The sequence below is a fragment of the Streptomyces sp. A18 genome (assembly GCF_059026065.1).
Genome location: NZ_JBWLKL010000021.1, coordinates 82048 through 102561 on the forward strand (window position 1 = coordinate 82048; position 20514 = coordinate 102561).

The 20514-nt window shown below is 70.6% G+C and carries 20 protein-coding genes; 7 read left to right on the plus strand and 13 right to left on the minus strand.

The features are described 5' to 3' along the window. Positions 1–4: 4 nt before the first annotated feature. Complete coding sequence (locus AC5P1C_RS27755) at positions 5–1276, minus strand: serine-threonine protein kinase (protein WP_493868670.1); 1272 nt, start codon at positions 1274–1276, stop codon at positions 5–7. Positions 1277–1406: 130 nt separating this feature from the next. Next, positions 1407–1988: a hypothetical protein gene (locus AC5P1C_RS27760; RefSeq protein ID WP_493868671.1), complete on the minus strand. Its 582-nt coding sequence runs from the start codon at positions 1986–1988 to the stop codon at positions 1407–1409. Between the two features lie 204 nt (positions 1989–2192). Here AC5P1C_RS27760 and AC5P1C_RS27765 point away from each other — a divergent pair, with 204 nt between their 5' ends. Beyond that, entirely contained in the window at positions 2193–3212 is a 1020-nt protein-coding gene (locus tag AC5P1C_RS27765) for a LysR family transcriptional regulator (RefSeq protein WP_493868672.1), read from the plus strand. A 127-nt stretch (positions 3213–3339) separates the two neighbouring features. On the opposite strand, the gene AC5P1C_RS27770 is transcribed toward AC5P1C_RS27765, so the two are convergent. The 3 genes from AC5P1C_RS27770 to AC5P1C_RS27780 all read right to left on the minus strand — a co-directional run bounded on the left by AC5P1C_RS27770 (position 3340) and on the right by AC5P1C_RS27780 (position 7498). Continuing rightward, on the minus strand, positions 3340–4593 hold the full coding sequence (locus AC5P1C_RS27770) for an MFS transporter (protein ID WP_493868722.1): 1254 nt from the start codon (positions 4591–4593) through the stop codon (positions 3340–3342). Between the two features lie 125 nt (positions 4594–4718). Beyond that, the gene (locus AC5P1C_RS27775; protein ID WP_493868673.1) at positions 4719–6047 is read right to left on the minus strand and encodes an erythromycin esterase family protein; all 1329 of its coding nucleotides are present in this window, start codon (positions 6045–6047) and stop codon (positions 4719–4721) included. 182 nt (positions 6048–6229) lie between these two features. Beyond that, positions 6230–7498, minus strand: a complete 1269-nt coding sequence (locus tag AC5P1C_RS27780; protein WP_493868674.1) for an exo-beta-N-acetylmuramidase NamZ family protein — start codon at positions 7496–7498, stop codon at positions 6230–6232. 155 nt (positions 7499–7653) lie between these two features. Between AC5P1C_RS27780 and AC5P1C_RS27785 the strand changes: the two genes are divergently transcribed. The 3 genes from AC5P1C_RS27785 to AC5P1C_RS27795 are packed head-to-tail and all read left to right on the plus strand — an operon-like array spanning position 7654 to position 10756. Then, positions 7654–8421 carry an SDR family NAD(P)-dependent oxidoreductase gene (locus tag AC5P1C_RS27785; protein WP_493868723.1) on the plus strand — a complete coding sequence of 256 codons (768 nt, stop codon included), beginning with the start codon at positions 7654–7656 and terminating at the stop codon, positions 8419–8421. Next, on the plus strand, positions 8418–10136 hold the full coding sequence (locus tag AC5P1C_RS27790) for a class I adenylate-forming enzyme family protein (RefSeq protein ID WP_493868675.1): 1719 nt from the start codon (positions 8418–8420) through the stop codon (positions 10134–10136). The genes AC5P1C_RS27785 and AC5P1C_RS27790 overlap by 4 nt, the downstream gene beginning before the upstream one ends. A 26-nt stretch (positions 10137–10162) precedes the next feature. Then, positions 10163–10756: a TetR/AcrR family transcriptional regulator gene (locus AC5P1C_RS27795; protein WP_453399346.1), complete on the plus strand. Its 594-nt coding sequence runs from the start codon at positions 10163–10165 to the stop codon at positions 10754–10756. 83 nt (positions 10757–10839) lie between these two features. Here the strand turns inward: AC5P1C_RS27795 and AC5P1C_RS27800 are convergent, their stop codons facing one another. The 3 genes from AC5P1C_RS27800 to AC5P1C_RS27810 all read right to left on the minus strand — a co-directional run bounded on the left by AC5P1C_RS27800 (position 10840) and on the right by AC5P1C_RS27810 (position 13643). Beyond that, positions 10840–12090, minus strand: coding sequence for an acyl-CoA dehydrogenase family protein (locus AC5P1C_RS27800; RefSeq protein ID WP_493868676.1), 1251 nt, complete (start codon positions 12088–12090; stop codon positions 10840–10842). Between the two features lie 7 nt (positions 12091–12097). Beyond that, entirely contained in the window at positions 12098–13129 is a 1032-nt protein-coding gene (locus tag AC5P1C_RS27805; RefSeq protein ID WP_493868677.1) for a phosphotransferase family protein, read from the minus strand. 217 nt (positions 13130–13346) lie between these two features. After that, positions 13347–13643: a hypothetical protein gene (locus tag AC5P1C_RS27810; protein ID WP_493868678.1), complete on the minus strand. Its 297-nt coding sequence runs from the start codon at positions 13641–13643 to the stop codon at positions 13347–13349. A gap of 118 nt (positions 13644–13761) precedes the next feature. Here AC5P1C_RS27810 and AC5P1C_RS27815 point away from each other — a divergent pair, with 118 nt between their 5' ends. Then, on the plus strand, positions 13762–14718 hold the full coding sequence (locus AC5P1C_RS27815) for an NADP-dependent oxidoreductase (protein ID WP_493868679.1): 957 nt from the start codon (positions 13762–13764) through the stop codon (positions 14716–14718). A gap of 21 nt (positions 14719–14739) precedes the next feature. Here the strand turns inward: AC5P1C_RS27815 and AC5P1C_RS27820 are convergent, their stop codons facing one another. The 5 genes from AC5P1C_RS27820 to AC5P1C_RS27840 all read right to left on the minus strand — a co-directional run bounded on the left by AC5P1C_RS27820 (position 14740) and on the right by AC5P1C_RS27840 (position 17545). Then, positions 14740–15072, minus strand: coding sequence for a DUF202 domain-containing protein (locus tag AC5P1C_RS27820; RefSeq protein ID WP_493868680.1), 333 nt, complete (start codon positions 15070–15072; stop codon positions 14740–14742). Then, positions 15069–15461 carry a YidH family protein gene (locus AC5P1C_RS27825; RefSeq protein WP_493868681.1) on the minus strand — a complete coding sequence of 131 codons (393 nt, stop codon included), beginning with the start codon at positions 15459–15461 and terminating at the stop codon, positions 15069–15071. Before AC5P1C_RS27825 ends, AC5P1C_RS27820 begins: the two co-directional genes overlap by 4 nt. Before the next feature lie 135 nt (positions 15462–15596). Beyond that, entirely contained in the window at positions 15597–16133 is a 537-nt protein-coding gene (locus AC5P1C_RS27830) for an NUDIX hydrolase (RefSeq protein ID WP_493868682.1), read from the minus strand. Between the two features lie 15 nt (positions 16134–16148). Continuing rightward, positions 16149–16922: a glucose 1-dehydrogenase gene (locus tag AC5P1C_RS27835; RefSeq protein WP_493868683.1), complete on the minus strand. Its 774-nt coding sequence runs from the start codon at positions 16920–16922 to the stop codon at positions 16149–16151. Then, the gene (locus AC5P1C_RS27840; RefSeq protein WP_493868684.1) at positions 16919–17545 is read right to left on the minus strand and encodes a TetR/AcrR family transcriptional regulator; all 627 of its coding nucleotides are present in this window, start codon (positions 17543–17545) and stop codon (positions 16919–16921) included. The genes AC5P1C_RS27835 and AC5P1C_RS27840 overlap by 4 nt, the downstream gene beginning before the upstream one ends. Before the next feature lie 128 nt (positions 17546–17673). Between AC5P1C_RS27840 and AC5P1C_RS27845 the strand changes: the two genes are divergently transcribed. Next, complete coding sequence (locus AC5P1C_RS27845; protein ID WP_493868685.1) at positions 17674–19329, plus strand: FAD-binding dehydrogenase; 1656 nt, start codon at positions 17674–17676, stop codon at positions 19327–19329. Positions 19330–19540: 211 nt separating this feature from the next. Continuing rightward, positions 19541–20491: a hypothetical protein gene (locus AC5P1C_RS27850; protein WP_493868686.1), complete on the plus strand. Its 951-nt coding sequence runs from the start codon at positions 19541–19543 to the stop codon at positions 20489–20491. The last annotated feature ends 23 nt before the right edge of the window (positions 20492–20514 follow it).

Sequence of the window (20514 nt, forward strand, 5' to 3'; positions counted from 1 at the left end):
GGAGTCAGGCCAGGGCGATCCGCCCCGCGGCGAACACGACACGCGCCAGTTCCTCGTGGCAGATGTCGCTGTGTGCGCCGGCGGGCGGACCGCCGCGCCGCACCACCGGCGCCGCGTCCACACTCACGCAGCCCTTGGCGGGGATCGCCCGGCCCAGCTTGATCCGCTTGGCACCCTCCACCGCCCGGATGCCGTCGTACCCGATGGCGCCCCAGCGCTCCCAGAGGCCGAGGAAGGTCGAGGAGTCCCCGGCGATCTTCGACGCCAGGGGGTAGAGCTTGCCCAGGGCGTCGTCGTGGCGGGAGTAGCAGGACACCAGCGGGCCGTCGATCCGCCGCTGTACTCCGCTGAGGGCGCCGCCGCGCGAGGGAGCGTGCGGCAGGCGCTTGGAGAACGCGTAGTGCGAGAAGGCGCCTTGGAGCAGTGTCGTGGACTTCACGCTGCGCACCGAGGCCGGCATCCCGCGCAGCGCGTACGAAACGAGCCGCGCGCCGAAGCTGTGCCCGATGAGGTGCACGCGTACGTTCGGGGCCTCGCGGGCGAGCAGCCCGATCGTGGGACCGAGGCCCAGCTGGCCCACGGAGCCCGCCCGGCGTTTCATCGCGTAGTAGCTGGCCTGGCGCAGGAGTTCGTGCGCCCCGTTCCAGAGCCGGTCCCGCAGGCTGCCGAAGAGCTCCTGCTGCCCGGTGGTCTCCATCGCCGCGGCGAACACCTGGCACACCTCGACCGCGTCGTCGGTGAGCATGGCGGGCAGGCCCGTCCAGGTGTCGTCGGCGAAGCGCCAGGCGGCGCTGTTCTGGTGCACGGCGACCAGATTGCGGATGAGGCGTCCGTACTCGTAGAGGCGTGAGGGCACCTCGGAGCGATCCGCCAACAGCGCGCCGATGCGCAGAAGTTCGTCGTCGTGGCCGGGGAACGTTTGCGCCAGGAGGAGTCGGGTCGGCTCGTCGAGCAGGGGCCCCGCACCCGGTATCGGACCATGCCCGGTGGCGGCGACGGAGGGCTCGAAGTCCGGGATCGGCTCGTCGGGGAAGCGGATGGCGGGCCAGAGCACGCCCACGTATCCCAGGCGTACGCCCGGACCCGCGAGGTCCCTGCACGGAGCGAAGAACCGCCGGTAGAGGTCGGTCGCCATGTCTTGGTCGTTGTTCCAGCCGTGTGCGAGGACGAGGAGATCGGTGACGCCTTCGTCGGCCACCTCGGCGAGGAGGTGGTCGCGCTGCGTGGTGTCGACGTCCCCGTCGGCGTCGAAGGTCAGTTCCCAGTAGGGCTCCACGCGGCCCATCGTCCTGCGGCCCCGGTGTACTGACCAGATGTCCCGCAGTACGCGTCGGCACAGAAATACGCATGGGGACAGACGCCCACCCCCGGCGACACCTGCCCCCATGCGGTCCGTGCGCCGTCGGTCAGCCGACGGCCTTCCGTTCCCGCGCGAAGCGGTTGACGGGCGGAAGCCAGCACAGCACGATCGCGGCGACGGCCGTGAGGAGCGAGAGAAGACTCAGCACGACGACGGAGTCGGGTTCGTGGTCCCCGAGGATCAGGAAGTGCGGGAACAGGGCGACGACGGCCGAGACGGTGATGAGCACCCGGGCCCAGACCGCCGCGCCCTTGCGGGCGGCGAGGGCGAATATCAGCAGGCAGAGCGCGGTGAACACCGCGAATCCCGCCCGAGCGGCGAGTGTGCCTGCCCGGTCGCTGATCAACTCGTCCCAGAGGGGCCCGGACAGGGCCTTGATGTCCGCCGCCGAGGTTCCGGAGGGCAGTCCGACGACGTCCGGGTGGTCCTGGATCACGTCGTTGATGTTGTCCTCGGCCATGTCGTCGCCGCCGGCGAAGACGAGGGCCGCGCCGATGAGTGCGGCGACCGCGGAGAGGACCGAGGCCCACACCAGAGCGGTGAGGGTGCCGGGTCGCCTGACCGCGCGTCTCGTGGGGCCCGTGGGGTGGGGGCCCGCCTGCACGGGTGCGGCCTGGTAATGGCTCACGAGCGTAAGTCTCCTTGCAGAGATGGTGGGTTGATCGGGATTGGCTCGACCATTCCACGGGTACCGGGAACGCATCCAGCTTTTTCTGGAAGAAATCGCCAGATAATTTTCGCTGTTCTCCGGATCAGTTTCTGCGGCAGTTTCCGCGACGGCTATGCTCCATTGCCGTAAATGCAAAGGGAGTCGGAGAGCGAGTAGCCGAACATGGCCTTATCCGGTCCGCAGCAGTACCCCACGGAGCTGCTGGACACCACGATGGATCAATTGCGTACGCTGCTCTCGGTGCACGAGACGGGCACGGCGCTCGCCGCTGCCCGCAGGCTCGGGCGCGAGCAGTCCAGCGTGCAGAAGCAGCTGGACACGATGAACCGCACGTTCGGCGCACTGTGCGGAGAAGCTCTCGTCCTCAAGCGGGGGCGCGGCAAGGACGTCCTGTTCACCCCCACCGGCGAGGCGCTCGTCGACCTCGCGCGGCGCACGCTCGGCCAGTGGAACGACGGCCTGCACGACGCGCGCCGCCGCCTCGGCCGCACCCTGTCCGTCGGCTCGACCCGCTACACGCTGGGATTTCTCCTGGACGCCGTGGAGCGCGTGAGCGACGCCTACGAACGCCGTGGCGTGGACCTGAAGGTCACCCACGTCCGCACAGGCGACCTCTTCGCCAAGCTGCGGTCCAAGGAACTCGACCTGGTCTGCGGCAGTGTCGTGGTCATCGAGGGGGAGGAGGCGGAGCTCGATCCGTACGACGTCATCGAGTGGCGCCGCAGCGGACTCTCGCTCCTGACGAACCTCCCCGAAGGCCGTGTCCCCGGACCGTCCGTAGGCGTGAGCGCACTGCCCGAGCTGCCCCTCGTGGTGTCGGCCGGCGGCCTCATCGGCCGCTTCCTGACCTCCTGGTACGGCACCGACTACCGCCAACAGCTGTCCATAGCCGCCGAGATAGAGGCCGCTCACTACGGCTTCGAGCTGCTGCGCTCGGGCGTGGTGAGCGGGGCGATGCTCGTCACCAGGGGTATCGCGGAGGCCGCCGAGAGCGGCAGCCTCCCGGAGGCCGGGGGGCTGCGGCGGCTCGATGTCGTCGGCGACCTCGGCCCGCGCACCGAGGTGCTCGTGGGGGTGTTCACGCGGCGGGGTGACCGTGATTCCTGTGATTCCGGGCACCCGTTGAACCTGCTCTGGGACGCATTGGCCAAGGACAATGAACGGTGGTGGCTCAGCCGGTGAATTGACCATTCCGGATGTGGCCGGAGTATGTGGTCTAGACGTGTGGAGAATTCACTCGGCACGAGCCCGGCAATATGTTTATGGAATTCCCCTGAGGGCGTCCCGGCTCACGCCAGTTCCCGTCGGTTCATGCCAGTTCACGCTCGCGGGTTTCCGGCAGCGCGAGAACACACACCAGGGACACGACCGCCATCGCGCTCACGTACCAGCCCACGGACGAGGACCCGAACGCGGACTGCAGCCGCGTCGCCACCAGCGGGGAGACCGCGCCGCCGAGCACGCCGCCCAGGTTGTAGGCGAGCGAGGCGCCCGAGTAGCGCACGTTCGCGCCGAACAGCTCCGGCAGATAGGCGCCCATCGGCCCGTACACCACACCCATGCAGAACAGCGCCCCGCCGAGCGCAAGCGCCATGAGGACCGGCTGCTCGGTGTCCAGGAGGGGGAAGAGCACCAGGCCCCACACCACCGCGAGCCCGGCACCGGCGAGCACCAGCTTGCGGCGGCCCGCGCCGTCGGAGCGGGTGGCGGCCAGCCATGTCCCGGCCGCGAGGAAGAGACAGGCGACCAGCGACAGGCCGAGCATGGTGTCGCGGGAGACGCCCAGGGTGCCGGTGGAGTAGGCCAGACAGTACGTCGTCGCCGTGTAGAAGAGGCCGTACGCGACGATCATCCCGCCCGCGCCGAGCAGCAGTTCGCGCGGATGGCGCCGCAGCACGTCGAGGGTGGGGACCTTGCTGGCCTCCTGCGCGTCCATGACCTTCGCGAAGACCGGAGTCTCGCTGATGCGCAGGCGTACGAAGAGTCCGACGCCGACGAGCAGGAAGGAGAGCAGGAACGGCACGCGCCAGCCCCAGGTCCGGAACGCGTCGTCCGAGAGGACGGCGGAAAGCAGCCAGAAGACCCCGGTCGCCGCGAAGAACCCGACGGAAGGGCCGAGTTGGGGGAAGGCGGCGTACATCCCGCGCTTCTTCTTCGGCGCGTGCTCCACCGCGAGCAGCGCGGCCCCGCCCCACTCGCCGCCGAGCCCGATGCCCTGCAGGAAGCGCAGCAGGATCAGCAGGATGGGCGCCCAGATGCCCAACGTGCCGTATCCGGGGAGCAGTCCGACGAGCGCCGTCGAAAGCCCCATGAGCAGCAGCGAGGCCACGAGTACCGACTTGCGCCCGACCCGGTCGCCGAAGTGCCCGAAGATCACTGACCCGATGGGCCGCGCCGCGAACGCCACCGCGTAGGTGGAGAAGGAGGCGAGGGTGGCGTTGACCGGGTCCAGGGTCGGGAAGAACGCCTCGTTCAGGACGAGCGCCGCCGCCGTGCCGTAGATGTAGAAGTCGTAGAACTCGATGGCCGTCCCGATGAACGACGCCACCGCCACGCGGCGCATGCTCTCGGGGCTCGCGTCCGCGACGTGGGCCTGCTGCTTCTCTGCTGCTGTCGTTTCACTCCGCACGACCGGCACTGTCGCGTTGGATGTATGAGCCAGTCAATACCTGGGACGGCTCGTCTCGGTCATTGAGACTGGCGGTGAGCTGCGGTGACGCGATGCAGATGGATGAGGATGTCGTGCGAGGGCGCGAGGCGGATCTTGTGGGGGCCGTCCGGGAAGGCCGTGCCGATGCTCTTGGTCATCCGGGCCTTGCCCAGCCACTTCCGGGCGGCCGTCGGAGCGGTCCTCATGTCCAGGAAGTAGTCGTCGTGACGCACCTTGTCGAGCGTGTACTCGTTCATGCCGCGCGTGGCCGCGCCCACCGAACGCGGCTTCCATGCCTCGGACTCCGCGCTCTGCGCCATGAGCGAGCCCCGGTCGAAGGTGAACCCGACGCTGACGTACCGGTCGCCGAGCCGGTCCCGCAGGAAGGCGCCCTGCATCTTCGGGTAATTGGGGTCGTAACTCTCGTACCCCACATGGGCGTTGTGGGCCGACAGGAGAACCTTCTCGCCGGTGTGCCGCTGCCACCAGGCGGTGTTCTGAGCCATGAGGCGGTCGCGGTAGAGCATGCCGTCCTTGATCCCGTCGGGAGACTCCAGGTCGAAGGCGTAGATCGTGGCGGTCTGCGAGACGGACCGGGCGTGGTGCAGAGCAAGGGTGAACTTCCGCTCGGGGGAGGTGGGTCGGAGCCCCTTCAGCAGGTTCAACGCCTCCCGCGCCTTCCCGGCCAGCTTCTTCCGCTCCTCGAGCGGCCTGCCCAGGTACGTGTCCCCGTCCGTGAGGCGGCGGATCGGCGCGTACAGCTCGGTGATCCTGGGCAGCAGCTCGGGCTCGTGCGCCCGGACGTAGTCCTCCACCCCGTCGAACAACTCGGCCCCGATCTCCGGGTAGTTGAGGTCGTTGCCCATGAAACGTACCTGGTGGTGCGGATTCTTGTCGTTGTACGCGCGCATCCAGGTCAGGAGCTCGACGTACTCCTCGGTGTCCCAGGGCGTCTTCGCCAGTTCCTTGTGGACGAGCTCGCGCACGTCCCCCTCGCCCCCGCGCACGTACGCGTCGAAGCGCAGCCCCGTCGTCCAGCTGACCTCCTGGGCGAAGGTCGTGAACCCCTTCTCCTCCACGAGATAGCGGAAAACGCGGTCCTTCATCGTGAAGAACTCGTGCGAACCGTGAGTGGCCTCACCCAGGCCCACCACCGAAGCGTCACCCACCATCCGGCCCATCGGCCGCAGATCCTTCGTGGAGCCGCCCGGATCGGTCGAGCGCAGAGGGTGGACCGCGCGTTCGATCGCGGGTAGCGGATCAACGGTTCCGGGTGCCGCGCGGGCGGCCTGGGGTGCGACGAGCACCCCGAGGCCGAGTGTGCCGATCAGCGCGAGTGGCACTGTGCGCCGTGCTGTGCGAGCCATGCAAGATCTCCTCAACTCGGTCTCACGGAGTTGAGGATCACGATCCTGCTCGGCCAGGGGCGTCTGCCATCCGGCAGGCACCCTTCCGCCAGTGGGGCCTGCCCTACCCGCGGGTGCGTCGTGGCTGGTCGCGCCCGCGCGGCGGAGCCGCATGTGTCACAGCCCCCCGCCCCTTCGGGCGCCTACCGGTAGTGCAGATACCGCTTGCGCACCGCACGGAACCGCGCGAGATCGTCCTGCCAGGCGGCCACCACCTCGTCCGTGTCCGCCCCCGCGTCGATCATGGTGCGGACCTTCGTCGAGCCCGTCAGCTTGTCGATCCAGTTGTCGGGCCGCCAGGCGAAGCCGCTCCAGGCCTTCTTGGCGGTCACCAGGAGCGCGATGCCGGTGCGCACCGGGTCGTACGCCTTCCGGTCGTGCACATGGAGCTGGACCCCGCCGATCGTCTTGCCCTGGAACTTGGAGAACGTCGGCGCGAAGTAGGCCTCCCGGAAGTGCACGCCGCGCAGGCCGACGTCATTGGCGGCGGCCGCCCACTTCCGGTCGATGCCCTCCGCGCCCAGCAGCTCGAAGGGGCGGGTCGTGCCGCGCCCCTCGGAGAGGTTCGTGCCCTCGAAGAGGCAGGTGCCGCTGTAGACCAGGGCGGTCTCGGGCGTGGGCATGTTCGGGCTCGGCGGCACCCAGGGCAGCCCGGAGGCGTCGTAGAAGTCCGAGCGCTTCCACCCCGTCATCCGTACGGTCTCCAGCTCGGCGGGGCGCTCCAGGAACTCGCCGTTGAACAGCAGCGCCAGCTCCGTCACCGTCATCCCGTGCGCCTGCGAGATCGGCTGCCGTCCGACGAACGTCGCGAACTCCTTGTGCAGGACGGGCCCGTAGGCGCCGCGCCCCGTCACCGGATTCGGCCGGTCCAGGACGACGAACCGCTTGCCCGCGAGTTCGGCCGACTCCATGCAGTCGAAGAGCGTCCAGATGTACGTGTAGAAGCGCGCCCCCGCGTCCTGGATGTCGAAGACGATCGTGTCGACCCGGGAAGCCGTGAAGATGTCGGCCAGTGCCTTGCCGCTCTTCTGGTACGTGTCGTAGACGGGGAGCCCGGTCGCCGGATCGTCGTAGCGCCCTTCCGAGCCGCCCGCCTGCGCCGTGCCCCGGAAGCCGTGCTCGGGGCCGAACACCGCGACCAGGTTCACGCGCTCGTCCGCGTGCATGACGTCGACGATGTGGCGTACGTCCCGGGTGACGCCGGTCGGGTTGGTGACGACGCCGACCCGCTCGCCGTCCAGGAGCGCGTACCCGTCGGCGGCCAGGCGCTCGAATCCGGTGCGCAGCCGCCGGCCGCCACCCGATCCGCCCCCGCCTCCCGCGGCGGACGCGGGGGCCGCCGATGTGAGGGCCGTGGCGGTGGTGGCGGCCAGCAGGCCCCGTCTGGACAGACTGCGGCGGGACAGGTTCATGCAGAGACCTCCGTGAGCGCGGTGGCTGTCATGGCCACGCACGCTAGCGCGCGTACCTCCGCCGGGGAACGAACCTGGCAGCCCGGCCCCCTTCCATCCGTACATACCGACTGGTTAGTCTGCGACCACAGCGGAGCCGCAGTCGAAGGAGACTGATCGTGGAGACCCTGCAGGACAAGGGAGTTGTCGTCACCGGTGCCGGAGGCGGAATCGGGGCCGCGCTGGCCCGCCGGTTCGCCGCCGCCGGGGCGCGCGTCGTGGTCAACGACCTGGACGCGGCCAAGGCGAAGGCGGTGGCCGACGAGATCGGTGCCGTCGCCGTGGCCGGAGACGCGTCCACGATCGTGCCGGAGGCCAGAGAGGCCCTGAGCGGCACCGTCGACGTGTACTGCGCCAACGCGGGCCTCGGCTCCGGCGGCTCGGAGGCCGCGCCCGAGGAGGTCTGGGCCACGGCCTGGGACGTCAACGTCATGGCCCACGTCCGCGCGGCGCACGCGCTGCTCCCCGAGTGGCTGGAGCGCGGCAGCGGCCGCTTCGTCTCCACCGTCTCGGCGGCCGGGCTGCTCACCATGATCGGCGCCGCGCCCTACAGCGTCACCAAGCACGGCGCGTACGCCTTCGCCGAGTGGCTCTCGCTGACCTACCGGCACCGCGGGATCGACGTCCACGCGATCTGTCCGCAGGGCGTGCGCACCGACATGCTCGCCGCCACCGGCACCGCGGGCGACCTCGTGCTCACCCCCACCGCGATCGAGCCGGACGACGTCGCGGACGCGCTCTTCGCCGGGATGGAAGAGGGCCGCTTCCTGATCCTGCCGCACCCCGAGGTCGCCGAGTACTACCGCATCCGCGCCGCCGAGCCCGACAAGTGGCTCACCGGCATGAACCACATCCAGCAGAAGTGGGAGGCGACGGACCGGTGAGCGACGCGACCCCCCATGCGTCCGACGTGGCCGCCGGTGCGTCCATATATGCCGCCAAGCCCTGGCTCGGCCGCCTCACCGAGGCCCAGCGCGGCCCCGTCGAACCCGCCGCGTCCGTCGTGCACGCCTTCCGCGCCTCGGTGCTCAGGGCCCCCGAGCACACGGCCCTCGCCTACTTCGACGGGCGCCTGAGCTACCGCGAGGTGGACGCCCTCACCGACTCCGTCGCCGGACACCTGGCCGCGCGCGGCCTCGCGCGCGGCGACCGGGTGGCGATCCTCCTGCAGAACACCCCGCACTTTGTCATCACGCTGCTCGGCGCGTGGAAGGCGGGCGCCACGGTCGTGCCGGTGAACCCCATGTACAAGTCGGCGGAGGTCAGGCACGTCCTCCACGACGCCGACGTGACCGCGCTGATCTGCTCGGACCGCGCCTGGGAGACGTATCTGCGCGAGACGGCCGCCGCCTCTCCCGTACGCATCGTGCTCACCGCCTGCCAGCTCGACCTGCAGACCCGGAACGACGCGCGTGTCCTCGACTTCGAGCGCCTCCCGCAGGCCGCCGACGCCGAGGACCTGGTGGCCGTCGCCCGGCAGGGGCTCCCGGCCCCCGGAGACCGGCAGCTCGGTCCGTCCGACATCGCGTTGATCAGCTACACGTCGGGCACGAGCGGCACCCCCAAGGGCGCCATGAACACCCACGGCAACATCACCTACAACGCGGAGCGGCAGCGCACGGGCTCCGGCATCCCGGAAGGCGCTTGCTACTTCGCGATGGCGCCGCTCTTCCACATCACGGGCATGGTCGCGCAGGTCGCGGCCTGTCTGACCAACGCGGGCACGCTCGCGCTCGCGTACCGCTTCGAGGCCGGGGTCGTCCTTGATGCCTTCGCCGAGCACAAGCCGGCGTACACCGTGGGTCCGTCCACGGCCTTCATGGCGCTCGCCGCCCATCCCTCCGTCACGCGGGAGCACTTCGACTCCTTCGCGATGATCTCCTCGGGAGGCGCGCCGCTGCCGCCGGCCCTGGTGGAGAAGTTCCGGGAGGGCTTCGGCCCGTACATCCACAACGGCTACGGCCTCACCGAGTGCACCGCCCCCTGTGCCTCCGTGCCGCCGGGCCAGGAGGCGCCGGTCGACCCGGTCTCCGGCACGCTGGCCGTCGGAGTCCCCGGCCCTGAGACGGTCGTACGGATCGTCGACGACCACGGCGCGGAGGTCCCCTTCGGTGAACAGGGCGAGATCACCGTGCGCGGCCCGCAGGTCGTGCCCGGCTACTGGAAGCGCCCCGACGCCACGGACGAGGCCTTCCCCGACGGGGAACTGCGCACGGGCGACATCGGCTTCATGGACGCCCAGGGCTGGCTCTACGTGGTCGACCGCAAGAAGGACATGATCAACGCGTCCGGTTTCAAGGTCTGGCCGCGCGAGGTGGAGGATGTCCTCTACAGTCACGCAGCCGTGCGTGAGGCGGCCGTGATCGGCGTCCCGGACAGCTACCGGGGCGAAACGGTCAAGGCCTTCGTCAGCCTGCGGCCGGGCGCCGACGCGGCACCGGACGATCTTGCCGCGTACTGCAAGGAGCGGCTCGCCGCCTACAAGTACCCGCGCGCGGTCGAGATCCTGCCGGAACTGCCGAAGACCACAAGTGGGAAGATCCTCCGGCGGGAACTGCGTTCCCACAACGAAGCGGGCTCTCGCAAGGACGAGAGCTAGCCAAACTCGAAAGGCAGGTGGCGGCAGTGGCCAGGACGACGGACGGTGACGGCACGCCCGTCCCTCAGCGGCTGCTCGCCGCCGCCACGCGGCTCTTCGCCGACCGCGGCTACGACCGCACATCGGTGCAGGAGATCGTGGAGTCGGCAGGCGTCACCAAGGGCGCGCTCTACCACTACTTCGGATCCAAGGACGATCTCCTGCACGAGGTGTACGCACGCGTCCTGCGCGTGCAGCAGGAGCGCCTCGACGCCTTCGCGGACGCCGACGCCCCCGTCGAGCAGCGGGTGCGGGACGCGGCGGCGGACGTGGTCGTGACGACGATCGACAACCTCGACGACGCCTCGATCTTCTTCCGGTCCATGCACCACCTGAGCCCGGAGAAGAACAAGCAGGTGCGTTCCGAGCGCCGCCGCTACCACGAGCGGTTCCGCGCGCTGATCGAGGAGGGCCAGGAGGCCGGCGTCTTCTCCAAGGCGACCCCGGCGGACCTGGTGGTGGACTACCACTTCGGCTCGGTCCACCACCTGTCCACCTGGTACCGCCCGAACGGCCCGCTCACCCCGCAGCAGGTCGCCGACCACTTGGCGGACCTGCTGCTGAGAGCGCTGCGGCCGTAGCACGAGCGCCCCGAAGGGGCCGCGGGGAACTGCGCGAGCAACCACGACGAACCCGCAGCGACGCACGGCCCCCGGCAGGGTCCCTACAGGTACTTCTTCAGCTCCCGCCGCGCCAGCGACCGCTGGTGCACCTCATCCGGCCCGTCTGCCAAGCGCAGCGTACGAGCAGCCGCCCACAGCTCCGCCAGCGGGAAGTCCTGGCTCACACCCCCGGCGCCATGGAGCTGGACGGCCTGGTCGAGGATGTCGACCACCGTGCGCGGGGTGGCGATCTTGATGGACTGGATCTCCGTGTGCGCGCCCTTGTTGCCCACGGTGTCCATCAGCCACGCGGTCTTCAGGACGAGGAGCCGCAGCTGCTCCACCGCCACGCGCGCGTCCGCGATCCACTCCTGGACGACGCCCTGCTGGGCGAGCGGCTTGCCGAAGGCCGTACGCGCCACGGCCCGCTGACACATCAGCTCGATGGCACGCTCGGCCATGCCGATCAGGCGCATGCAGTGGTGGATGCGGCCAGGACCCAGGCGCGCCTGGGCGATGGCGAAGCCACCGCCCTCCTCGCCGATCAGATTGCTGACGGGGACCCGCACCCGGTCGAAGACGACCTCGGCGTGTCCGCCGTGGGAGTGGTCCTCGTAGCCGTACACCTGCATGGCGCGCCGCACCTCGACACCGGGGGTGTCACGCGGCACGAGCACCATGGACTGCTGGCGGCGCGGGTCGGCGTTCTCGGGGTCCGTCTTGCCCATCAGGATGAAGATCTGGCAGTCGGGGTTCATCGCCCCGGAGATGTACCACTTGCGGCCGGTGATGACGTACTCTCCCCCATTCTCGGCTCCGCTCGAGCGGGAGGTGCCCCCACCATCCCGCTCGATGAGCGTGGTGATGTTCGTGGCGTCGGACGAGGCCACCTCCGGCTCGGTCATCGCGAACGCCGAGCGGATCTCACCGGCGAGCAGGGGCTCCAGCCACCGCTTCTTCTGCTCGTCATCGCCGAACTGGGCCAGGACCTCCATGTTGCCGGTGTCCGGTGCGGCGCAGTTCAGCGCGGTGGGCGCCAAGTGCGGGGAGCGGCCGGTGATTTCGGCGAGCGGGGCGTACTGGAGGTTGGTCAGCCCCGCGCCGTGCTCGGCGTCCGGCAGGAAGAGGTTCCACAGCCCCTGCTTGCGGGCCTCGGCCTTCAGTTCGCCGACGATCGCCGGGGTGTCCCAGGGCGACGCGAGGAGGGCGCGCTGTTCCTCGGCGGTCTTCTCCGCCGGGTAGACGTGCTCGTCCATGAAGGTGAGGAGCCTGGTGCGCAGCTCCTCGGTCCGGGCGTCGAATGCGAAGTCCATGGCTGTCTCAGCCTTCCTGTCGTCCTTGGAGGGTGGTGAGGCCGTGCTCGATGAAGACGGGGACCAGCTCCCCGATGCGGTCGAAGCCCGCGCCGACCGTCTGGCCGAGCGTGTACCGGTAGTGGATGCCCTCCAGGATCACGGCGAGCTTGAACCACGCGAACGCCGTGTACCAGGAGACCGCGGAGACGTCGCGCCCCGAGCGCGCTGCGTACCGCTCGATCAGTTCGGCGGCGTCCGGGTGGCCGGCCGCGCCCGCCGTGGTGCTGATGGGGGAGTCCGGCAGCTGGAGCTTCGTGCTGTACATGACGAGCAGACCCAGGTCGGTGAGCGGATCGCCGAGGGTGGACATCTCCCAGTCGAGGATCGCCTTGATCTGGTCGTCATCGCCGATCAGGACGTTGTCGAGCCGGTAGTCGCCGTGTACGACGGTGGCCGCGGGCGAGGCGGGCAGCTGCCGCCCCAGGGCGGCGTGGAGCTCGTCGATCCCCGCCAGGTCGCGGTTGCGTGAGGCGTCCAGCTGCTTGCCCCAGCGTCGCAGCTGCCGGTCGAGGAAGCCGTCCGGCCGCCCGAAGTCACCGAGGCCGACCGCTTCGGGGTCCACGGAGTGCAGGTCGACGAGGGTGTCGACGAGCCCGAGCACCGCGGCGCGGGTGCGCTCGGCGCCCAGCGGCGCCAGCTCCTCCGCGGTGCGGTACGGGGTGCCGTCCACGAACTCCATGACGTAGAACGGCGCACCGATCACGGCGTCGTCCTCGCAGAGCAGCAGTGGCGCCGGCACCGGCACGTCGGTGCCGTGGAGCGCGCTGATCACCCGGTGCTCGCGCTTCATGTCGTGCGCGGTGGCGAGTACGTGCCCGAGCGGCGGCCGCCGTACGACCCAGCGCGTGGTGCCGTCCGTGACGGCGTACGTGAGGTTCGACCGGCCGCCCTCGATCAGTCGGGCGGTGAGCGGTCCGCCCACGAGGCCCGGCCGCTCGCGGTCCAGATGGCCGCGCAACTGGTCGAGGTCGAGGCCTGGTGGATGGTCTGAGCTCATCTTCGCTCCTGGTCGGACGGTCGTCGTCGAAAGGCCGCGCATGCGTCGCGCTGACGTTCATGATGCCGACCAGTCGGTATGTAGTCCAGAGCGCAGGGGGAACGTGATCAGGATCGCGGCGGCGTTCAGCCCCCCGGACATGCCGATCCCCCGCCACAGACTGCCAGTTGGCGTCCGCGCGGGGGAAGTCGGTCGAGCTGCTCGGCCCCGGTGGGCCTCAGTGGTCGTCCCAGTGGCCGTCGTGCGCCGCGTGCCGGTGGCCGTCGTGGATGTAGTCGACGTGGTCGCCGTGCAGCACCGAGCTGTGCCCGCAGCCCTCGCCGTGCCGGTGGTCGTGCCCCTCGTGGACGGAGTGCTCGTCGGGCTCGCACTCGTCCCAGTGGCCGGAGTGCAGGCGGTGCATGTGGCCGTCGTGCGCGTAGTCGACGTGGTCGCCGTGCGGCACCTCCGGGTGGCCGCAGGCCGGGCCGTGGATGTGCTCGTGGACGGGGTGTTCGTGGTGGAGCGTGCTCATGGTGCGTGCACCTTCTGTGTGAGGGGGTGACCCTCTCAGGCTAGTACTCGATGCCCGTTTGGTGGGGATATGGAAGCCTTGTTGATATTTCCACCACTGGAGGATCACCGGAGAACCCATGAAGGCGATCAGCTACCGACAGTACGGCGGCCCCGAGGTCCTCGAGTACGGCGATGTCCGCGACCCCAAGGTCGGCCCCGACTCCGTCCTGGTGAAGGTCCGCGCCGCTTCGGTGAACCCCGTCGACTGGAAGTGCATGGGCGGTCACCTCGACGCCGTCCTCGACCCCGTGTACCCGGTGATCCCGGGCTGGGACGTCGCGGGTGTCGTCGTGCAGCCCGGCGTCGCCGTGCCGGAGTACTCGGTGGGGGACGAGGTCATCGGCTATGTGCGCGAGGACTTCCTCTCGCGCGGCACCTTCGCCGAGTACGTCGCGGCCCCCGTCCGCACGCTCGCGCGCAAGCCGCGGAACCTCACCTTCGAGGAGGCCTCCGGCCTGCCGCTCGCCGGGCTCACCGCCTACCAGGTGATCACCAAGACCCTCGACGTCACGGAGGGCGACGTCGTCCTCGTGCACGCGGCGGCCGGCGGCGTCGGTGTGATCGCCGTCCAGCTGGCCCGGCACGCGGGCGCCCGCGTCATCGGCACGGCGAGCGAGCGCAACCACGACTTCCTGCGCGAACTGGGCGCGGAACCGGTCACCTACGGCGACGGTCTGGCCGAACGCGTGCGGGCCCTGGCGGCGGAGGGCGTGGACGCCGCCTTCGACACGATCGGCGGCGACACCCTCAAGGTGTCCGCCGAACTCCTCGCGCCCGGCGGCCGTCTCGCGTCGATCGCGGACGGCACCGTGATCGGACTCGGCGGCCAGTACTGCTTCGTCCGTCCCGACGCCGCCGACCTGCAGCGCCTGACGGAGCTCGTGGAACAGGACGTCGTGACGGTCCACGTCTCCGAGACGTTCCCGCTGGAGCGCGCGGCGGACGCCTACCGCCTCAGCGCGGAGGGAAGAACGCGGGGCAAGATCGTCGTGACGGTGGACTGGACGGCGGAGGACGGGCCTTCCAGGCACTGAGGGCGCGCCCGGCCCGCGTGGTCAGAACACCATGGCCGCCGCGCACGCCGCGAGTGCCATCGTGCACAGCGCGGCCGTCGCCGCCGCCCGCGCCGGAAGCCGCAGCGGCCTGGCGGTGGCGGCGAGCTCGGTCATCCTGCGGTGCGCCACGCCCAGGAAGCCCAGCCACAGGAGCAGGCAGAGGGCGCACGCGATGACGGACACCGCGGTGGTCCCCTCCTGGAGAGCGGCCCGCGCCGCGAGGACCGCCGCGACGGTGCAGGACAGCGTCGTACGCCGCCACGCGAGCCGTGTGCGCTCCGGCTGGAGCCCCGGATCGCGCTCCGGGACCCGCACCGCGTCCCGGTCGGTCACCCTTCCCACCCGAAGAGCACGACGACGACCATGGCAAGGGCCACGACCGCGACGGCCAGGCTCAGGACGGTCGGGAAGCGCGAGACGGGCAGGTCCTCGTTCCGCCGCATGGCCCGCTCGCAGCGCACCCAGTGGTTGACCGCGCGCAGCGAGCTGAGCACCCCCGCGGCGAGCAGGGCGAGCGCGAGCCCGATGCGCCAGCCCCAGCGCAGGTCGGGCAGGAACTGGTCCACCGCGAAACCGCCGCCGATGAGGGCGAGCGCGGTGCGCAGCCAGGCGAGGAAGGTGCGTTCGTTGGCGAGCGAGAAGCGGTAGTCGGGGGTGTCGCCCTCGTCCCGGATCCGCTCGGGCGCGAACCACAGGCGCAGGCTCTGTACGAAGTTGCTCACTCGCCGCACCTTAGGGCCTGTCGTCCCACTCCCGTCGTCCGCCCGGAGGGCGGGCCGCGCGGCGTCAGGTGCGGCGAGAGTGCGTGCATGGCGTCGCGCGGCAGACGGGAGTGGGACGACAGGCCCCAGCCGGCTCTAACCCGCACGGAACTCCCGCAGCCGTTCGTACGCGGCGAGGCCGTCCGGCACCCACGCCCACTCGCCGAGCCGCTGCGTCAGCTCGGCGTCGGTGAGGAAGGAGTGCCAGGCGACCTCCTCGACCTGCGGGTCCACGGGCAGGTCGCAGCGCACTTCGTAGAGGTACGACCACCAGCTGTGGCCCGCGCCGTCCTCGTAAAGGAACTTGAACAGCGGTGTGGGGCGCGGGAGTCCATGGACCCCGAGCTCCTCCTCGGCCTCGCGCAGGGCGGCGTCGTCGTAGGATTCGCCCGCCCCGACGACACCGCCGACGAACATGTCGTACAGGGACGGGAAGACCAGCTTGGTCGGCGTGCGCCGGTGCACGAAGACGCGGCCGTCGGCGTCCCGCGCCTGGATGAACACGCAGCGGTGGCGCAGGCCCCGCGCGTACACCTCACCGCGCGGGGCCTCGCCGACGACCTCGTCGTTCTCGTCGACGATGGACAGGATCTCTTCGCTGGGGTCGGGCACGGGGCGGCTGTTCGTCGTCATGCCGACCATCCAACCTCAACTCCCCATGACGTACTTCACGGTGGGTCCCGCGGTCCAGCCGCCGTCGACGGCGAGCTCGGCACCGGTCACGTACGACGCGGCGTCCGAGAGCAGGAAGACCATGGCGCCCGCGATCTCGTGCGGCTCGCCGACCCGGCCCATCGGGGTGTTGGGGTACTTGCCCTCGCCCTTCTCGATGCCCAGCTGAGCGGTCATCGGGGTGTGCGTCATGCCCGGGTGGACGGAGTTGACGCGGATGCGGGCGGTGCCGAGCTCCACGGCGCCGATCTTGGTGAGGCCGCGGACGCCCCACTTGGACGCGCCGTAGCCGGCGGTCAGCGCGAGGCCCATGAGCCCGGCCGCGGAGGAGATGTTCACGATGGAGCCGCCGCCGGACTCCTTCATGGCCGGAATGACGCTCTTCATGCCGATGAAGACGCCGGTGAGGTTGATGTCGAGGACCTTGCGGAAGTTCTCGACCGACTCCGACTCCAGGAACTGGCCCGTGGATATACCGGCGTTGTTGACCAGGCCGTGCACCCCGCCGAACTCGGCGACCGCGAGCTCCACGACGCGCTGCCAGTCCTCCTCGGACGTCACGTCGTGGTGCGCGAAGCGGGCGCGCCCGCCGAGTTCGGCGGCGGTCTTCTCGCCCTCCGCGTCGAGCACGTCGGTGAGGACGACGTTCGCGCCCGCGGCGACCGCCTGGCGGGCGGCCTCGGCGCCGAGGCCGCGGGCGGCGCCGGTGATGACGATGGTCTTGCCGGTGAGGTCGTGCGCCTGGCTCATGGTTCTCTCCGTGGGGCTGGGGCCCGCAGCAGGGCCGTGGTGGTCTCTACGAGGTCGGCGAGGAAGAGTCCCTCGTCGGTCAGGGGGGTGGTGCCCGCCAGGTACTGGCCGGCGCGGTCGGCCATGGCGGCGCCGACGAGGGTGAGGGCGAGGTCGAGGCGTTCGAGCCGGACTGGTTCGGGCAGCGCGGTGAGGCAGTCCTCCACGCGTCCGATCAACTCCCAGTAGACCGTGCCGTCCAGCGTGGGATGCGGGACGCGGGTGCGTACGCCGCTCTCGTGGCTGAGCTGGGTCGAGATGCGCAGGCAGCGGCGGCCCCGCTCGGTGCGCAGCTCGCCGGCCTCCGCGGCCACGAGAGCGCCCAGGAGTCCGCGGAGCCCGTCCGCGGCCCGTGCGAGCTCCGCGGTGAGCACCTTCTCCGTGCGGCTCTGACGCTCGGCCATGACGGCGTCGAGCAGGCCGGCCCGGCTGCCGAAGTGGTACTGCACGGCGGAGGGGTTGCTCTGCCCGGCGAGCCGGACGATGTCGCGCAGCTGCGCGCCGTGCACGCCTTGCGCGGCGAAGACCTCCTCGCCCGCGCGGATCAGCTTCTCCCGGGTCTCGGGTCCTGATGTCCTGGCCATGACGCCACCATAATGCTGGCCATTATTAAAAGCCAGGTGCTGTTCCCCGGGCCAGATGGTTGACGCCGCCCCCGCGGTTACTCAGGATCTGACTCACCAGTAAGCCCCTGCTTAGGAGGAACCCCCGGATGGCCTACGACGCAGACGTCATCGTGATCGGCGCGGGCCTCGCCGGCCTCGCGGCCACCGCGGAACTCGTCGACGCGGGCCGCCGGGTCATCCTCATCGACCAGGAGCCCGAGCAGTCGCTCGGCGGCCAGGCGCACTGGTCCTTCGGAGGGCTCTTCTTCGTCGACTCGCCGGAGCAGCGCAGGCTCCGCATCAAGGACTCGCACGCCCTGGCCCTCCAGGACTGGATGGGCACGGCCGCCTTCGACCGCCCCGAGGACCACTGGCCCCGCAAGTGGGCGGAGGCGTACGTCGACTTCGCCGCGGGCGAGAAGCGGTCCTGGCTCCATCAGCAGGGCGTGCGGTTCTTCCCCGTGGTGGGCTGGGCCGAGCGCGGTGGCTACGACGCACAGGGGCACGGCAACTCCGTGCCCCGCTTCCACATCACCTGGGGCACGGGCCCCGGCCTCGTCGCCCCCTTCGAGCGCCGCGTCCGTGAAGGCGTCGCCCGCGGCCTCGTGCAGCTCAAGTTCCGCCACCGGGTCTCCGGCCTCTCCCGCAGCGCGGGCAGCGTCGACACCGTCACCGGCGAGGTCCTCGAAGCCTCCGACGTCGAGCGCGGCAAGGCCAGCAGCCGCGAGGTCGCCGGAACCTTCGAGTTCAGGGCCCAGGCGGTGATCGTCACCTCCGGCGGCATCGGCGGCAACCACGACCTCGTACGTGCCAACTGGCCCGAGCGCCTCGGCACTCCGCCCGAGCGGATGGTCGCCGGTGTGCCCGCGCACGTCGACGGGCGGATGCTCGGCATCACCGAGGAGGCCGGGGCGCGCCTGATCAACCGCGACCGCATGTGGCACTACACCGAGGGCATCCAGAACTGGAACCCCATCTGGGACAACCACGGCATCCGCATCCTGCCGGGCCCCTCGTCGCTCTGGCTCGACGCGCGCGGCGACCGCCTGCCCGTGCCGCTCTTCCCCGGCTTCGACACCCTCGGCACGCTCGAACACATCATGAGGTCGGGCTACGAGTACACGTGGTTCGTGCTCAACCAGCGCATCATCGGCAAGGAGTTCACGCTCAGCGGCTCCGAGCAGAACCCCGACCTCACCGGCAAGTCCGTGCGCGGCGTCATCGACCGGGCGCGCGCCGACGTGCCCGCGCCGGTGAAGGCGTTCATGGACAACGGCGTCGACTTCGTCGTGGAGAAGGACCTCTCCTCGCTCGTGCGCGGCATGAACGCGCTCACCAAGGAGTCCCTCATCGACGAGGCCGCCCTGCTGCGCACGATCACCGCGCGCGACCGGGAAGTCACCAACCCCTTCACCAAGGACCTCCAGGTCACCGCCATCCACGGCGCCCGCAAGTTCCTCGGCGACCGGCTCATCCGGGCCGTCGCCCCGCACCGCATCCTCGACCCCAAGGCGGGCCCGCTCGTCGCGGTGCGGCTCAACATCCTCACCCGCAAGACCCTCGGCGGCCTGGAGACCGACCTGTCCTCGCGCGTCCTGGCCCAGGGCGGCGAACCTCTCCCCGGTGTGTACGCGGCGGGGGAGGCCGCCGGGTTCGGCGGCGGGGGAGTGCACGGCTACCGTTCGCTCGAAGGCACGTTCCTCGGCGGCTGCCTCTTCTCGGGGCGGGCGGCGGGCCGCGCTGCCGCCAAGTCGGTGAGCTGAAAGGCGCGTTCGTCGCGGCAGGGCATGATCGGCGCCGCTTGTCCGAATCGTGTCCTGACGGGAAACACCGCAGGTCGAGGGTGAAGTCTGCGGATTCTGAAACGAGTTGGTGAAGGCCCTCGGAGGGGGCAGACCTTGACTGGAGCGCTGCCTACCGCTTTGCTGTGCGTGATCATCCGCACGCGAGCCGCGCCGGGGAGGAAGTCCCGCGGTGTCACCACCCCCACCCCCCTTGGGCCGTTCCCGCAAGCGAGCGGCCTACGCCTTCGACTCCGCGCTCGACGACACCCGACTCGCTGACGCACGTAGCGCTCTGGCCCAAGGCCGCTGGACCGAGGTCCGGGCGCTGCTCGCCGACACCGGCGACGACTGGGACCGCAGGGGCCACCGGTTCGACGTACTCGCCCAGGAGCACACCACCACCGCGTGGGCCCGTGACTGGCGGATCGCCGAGCCGGAGAGCACCGACGCCGTCGTGCTGCTCGCCTATGCCTCCGTGCACCTCGCGCTGCGCGGCAAGGGGCGCTCGGACAGCGCACGGGACGCCTGTCGCGAAGTGGCCGCGATGCTGCCCGCCGACCCCACGCCGTGGCTCGCGCTGCTCACCCTGGAGCGTTCCCTGGGCCGCGAGGAGGACGTCGTACGGCTCTTCGACGAGGTCCGCCACCGGCACCCCGAGCACCACCACGCCCACCACCTGATGGTGGCCAGGCTCGCCGAGCGGCGCCCCGCGGCGGGCCAGGACCCGCTGCACGAGGTGTACGACTTCGCCGCCTGGGCGGCCGAACAGGCGCCCGCGGACTCGCCGTTGGCGGTCCTGCCCGTCATCGCGCACGCCGAGCGCTACCGCGTCCTCGCCACCGCGGGCAGCGAGCCCGCGAACCCGGCGGCCTCCGAGCACTGGTCAAGTCGCAGGGCCCGCCAGGTCATGAAGGCGGCCTTCGACTGGTGGCTGGAGTGGGAGCGTGACGACCACCCGCGCTGCCGCGTCGACCTCAACTTCCTCGCCCACGCCAAGTTCTGCGAGGGCAGGGCGGCCGAGGCGGCCGCCCTCTTCCACCGCATCGGGCGGCACGCGACCCGAGCACCCTGGTCCTACCCCGACCGGGACCCGTACAAGGCGTTCACCGCCGCGCGCAACGCCGCGCTCGGCTCCGCTTGACCCACCGCATCAACAGGCCCACC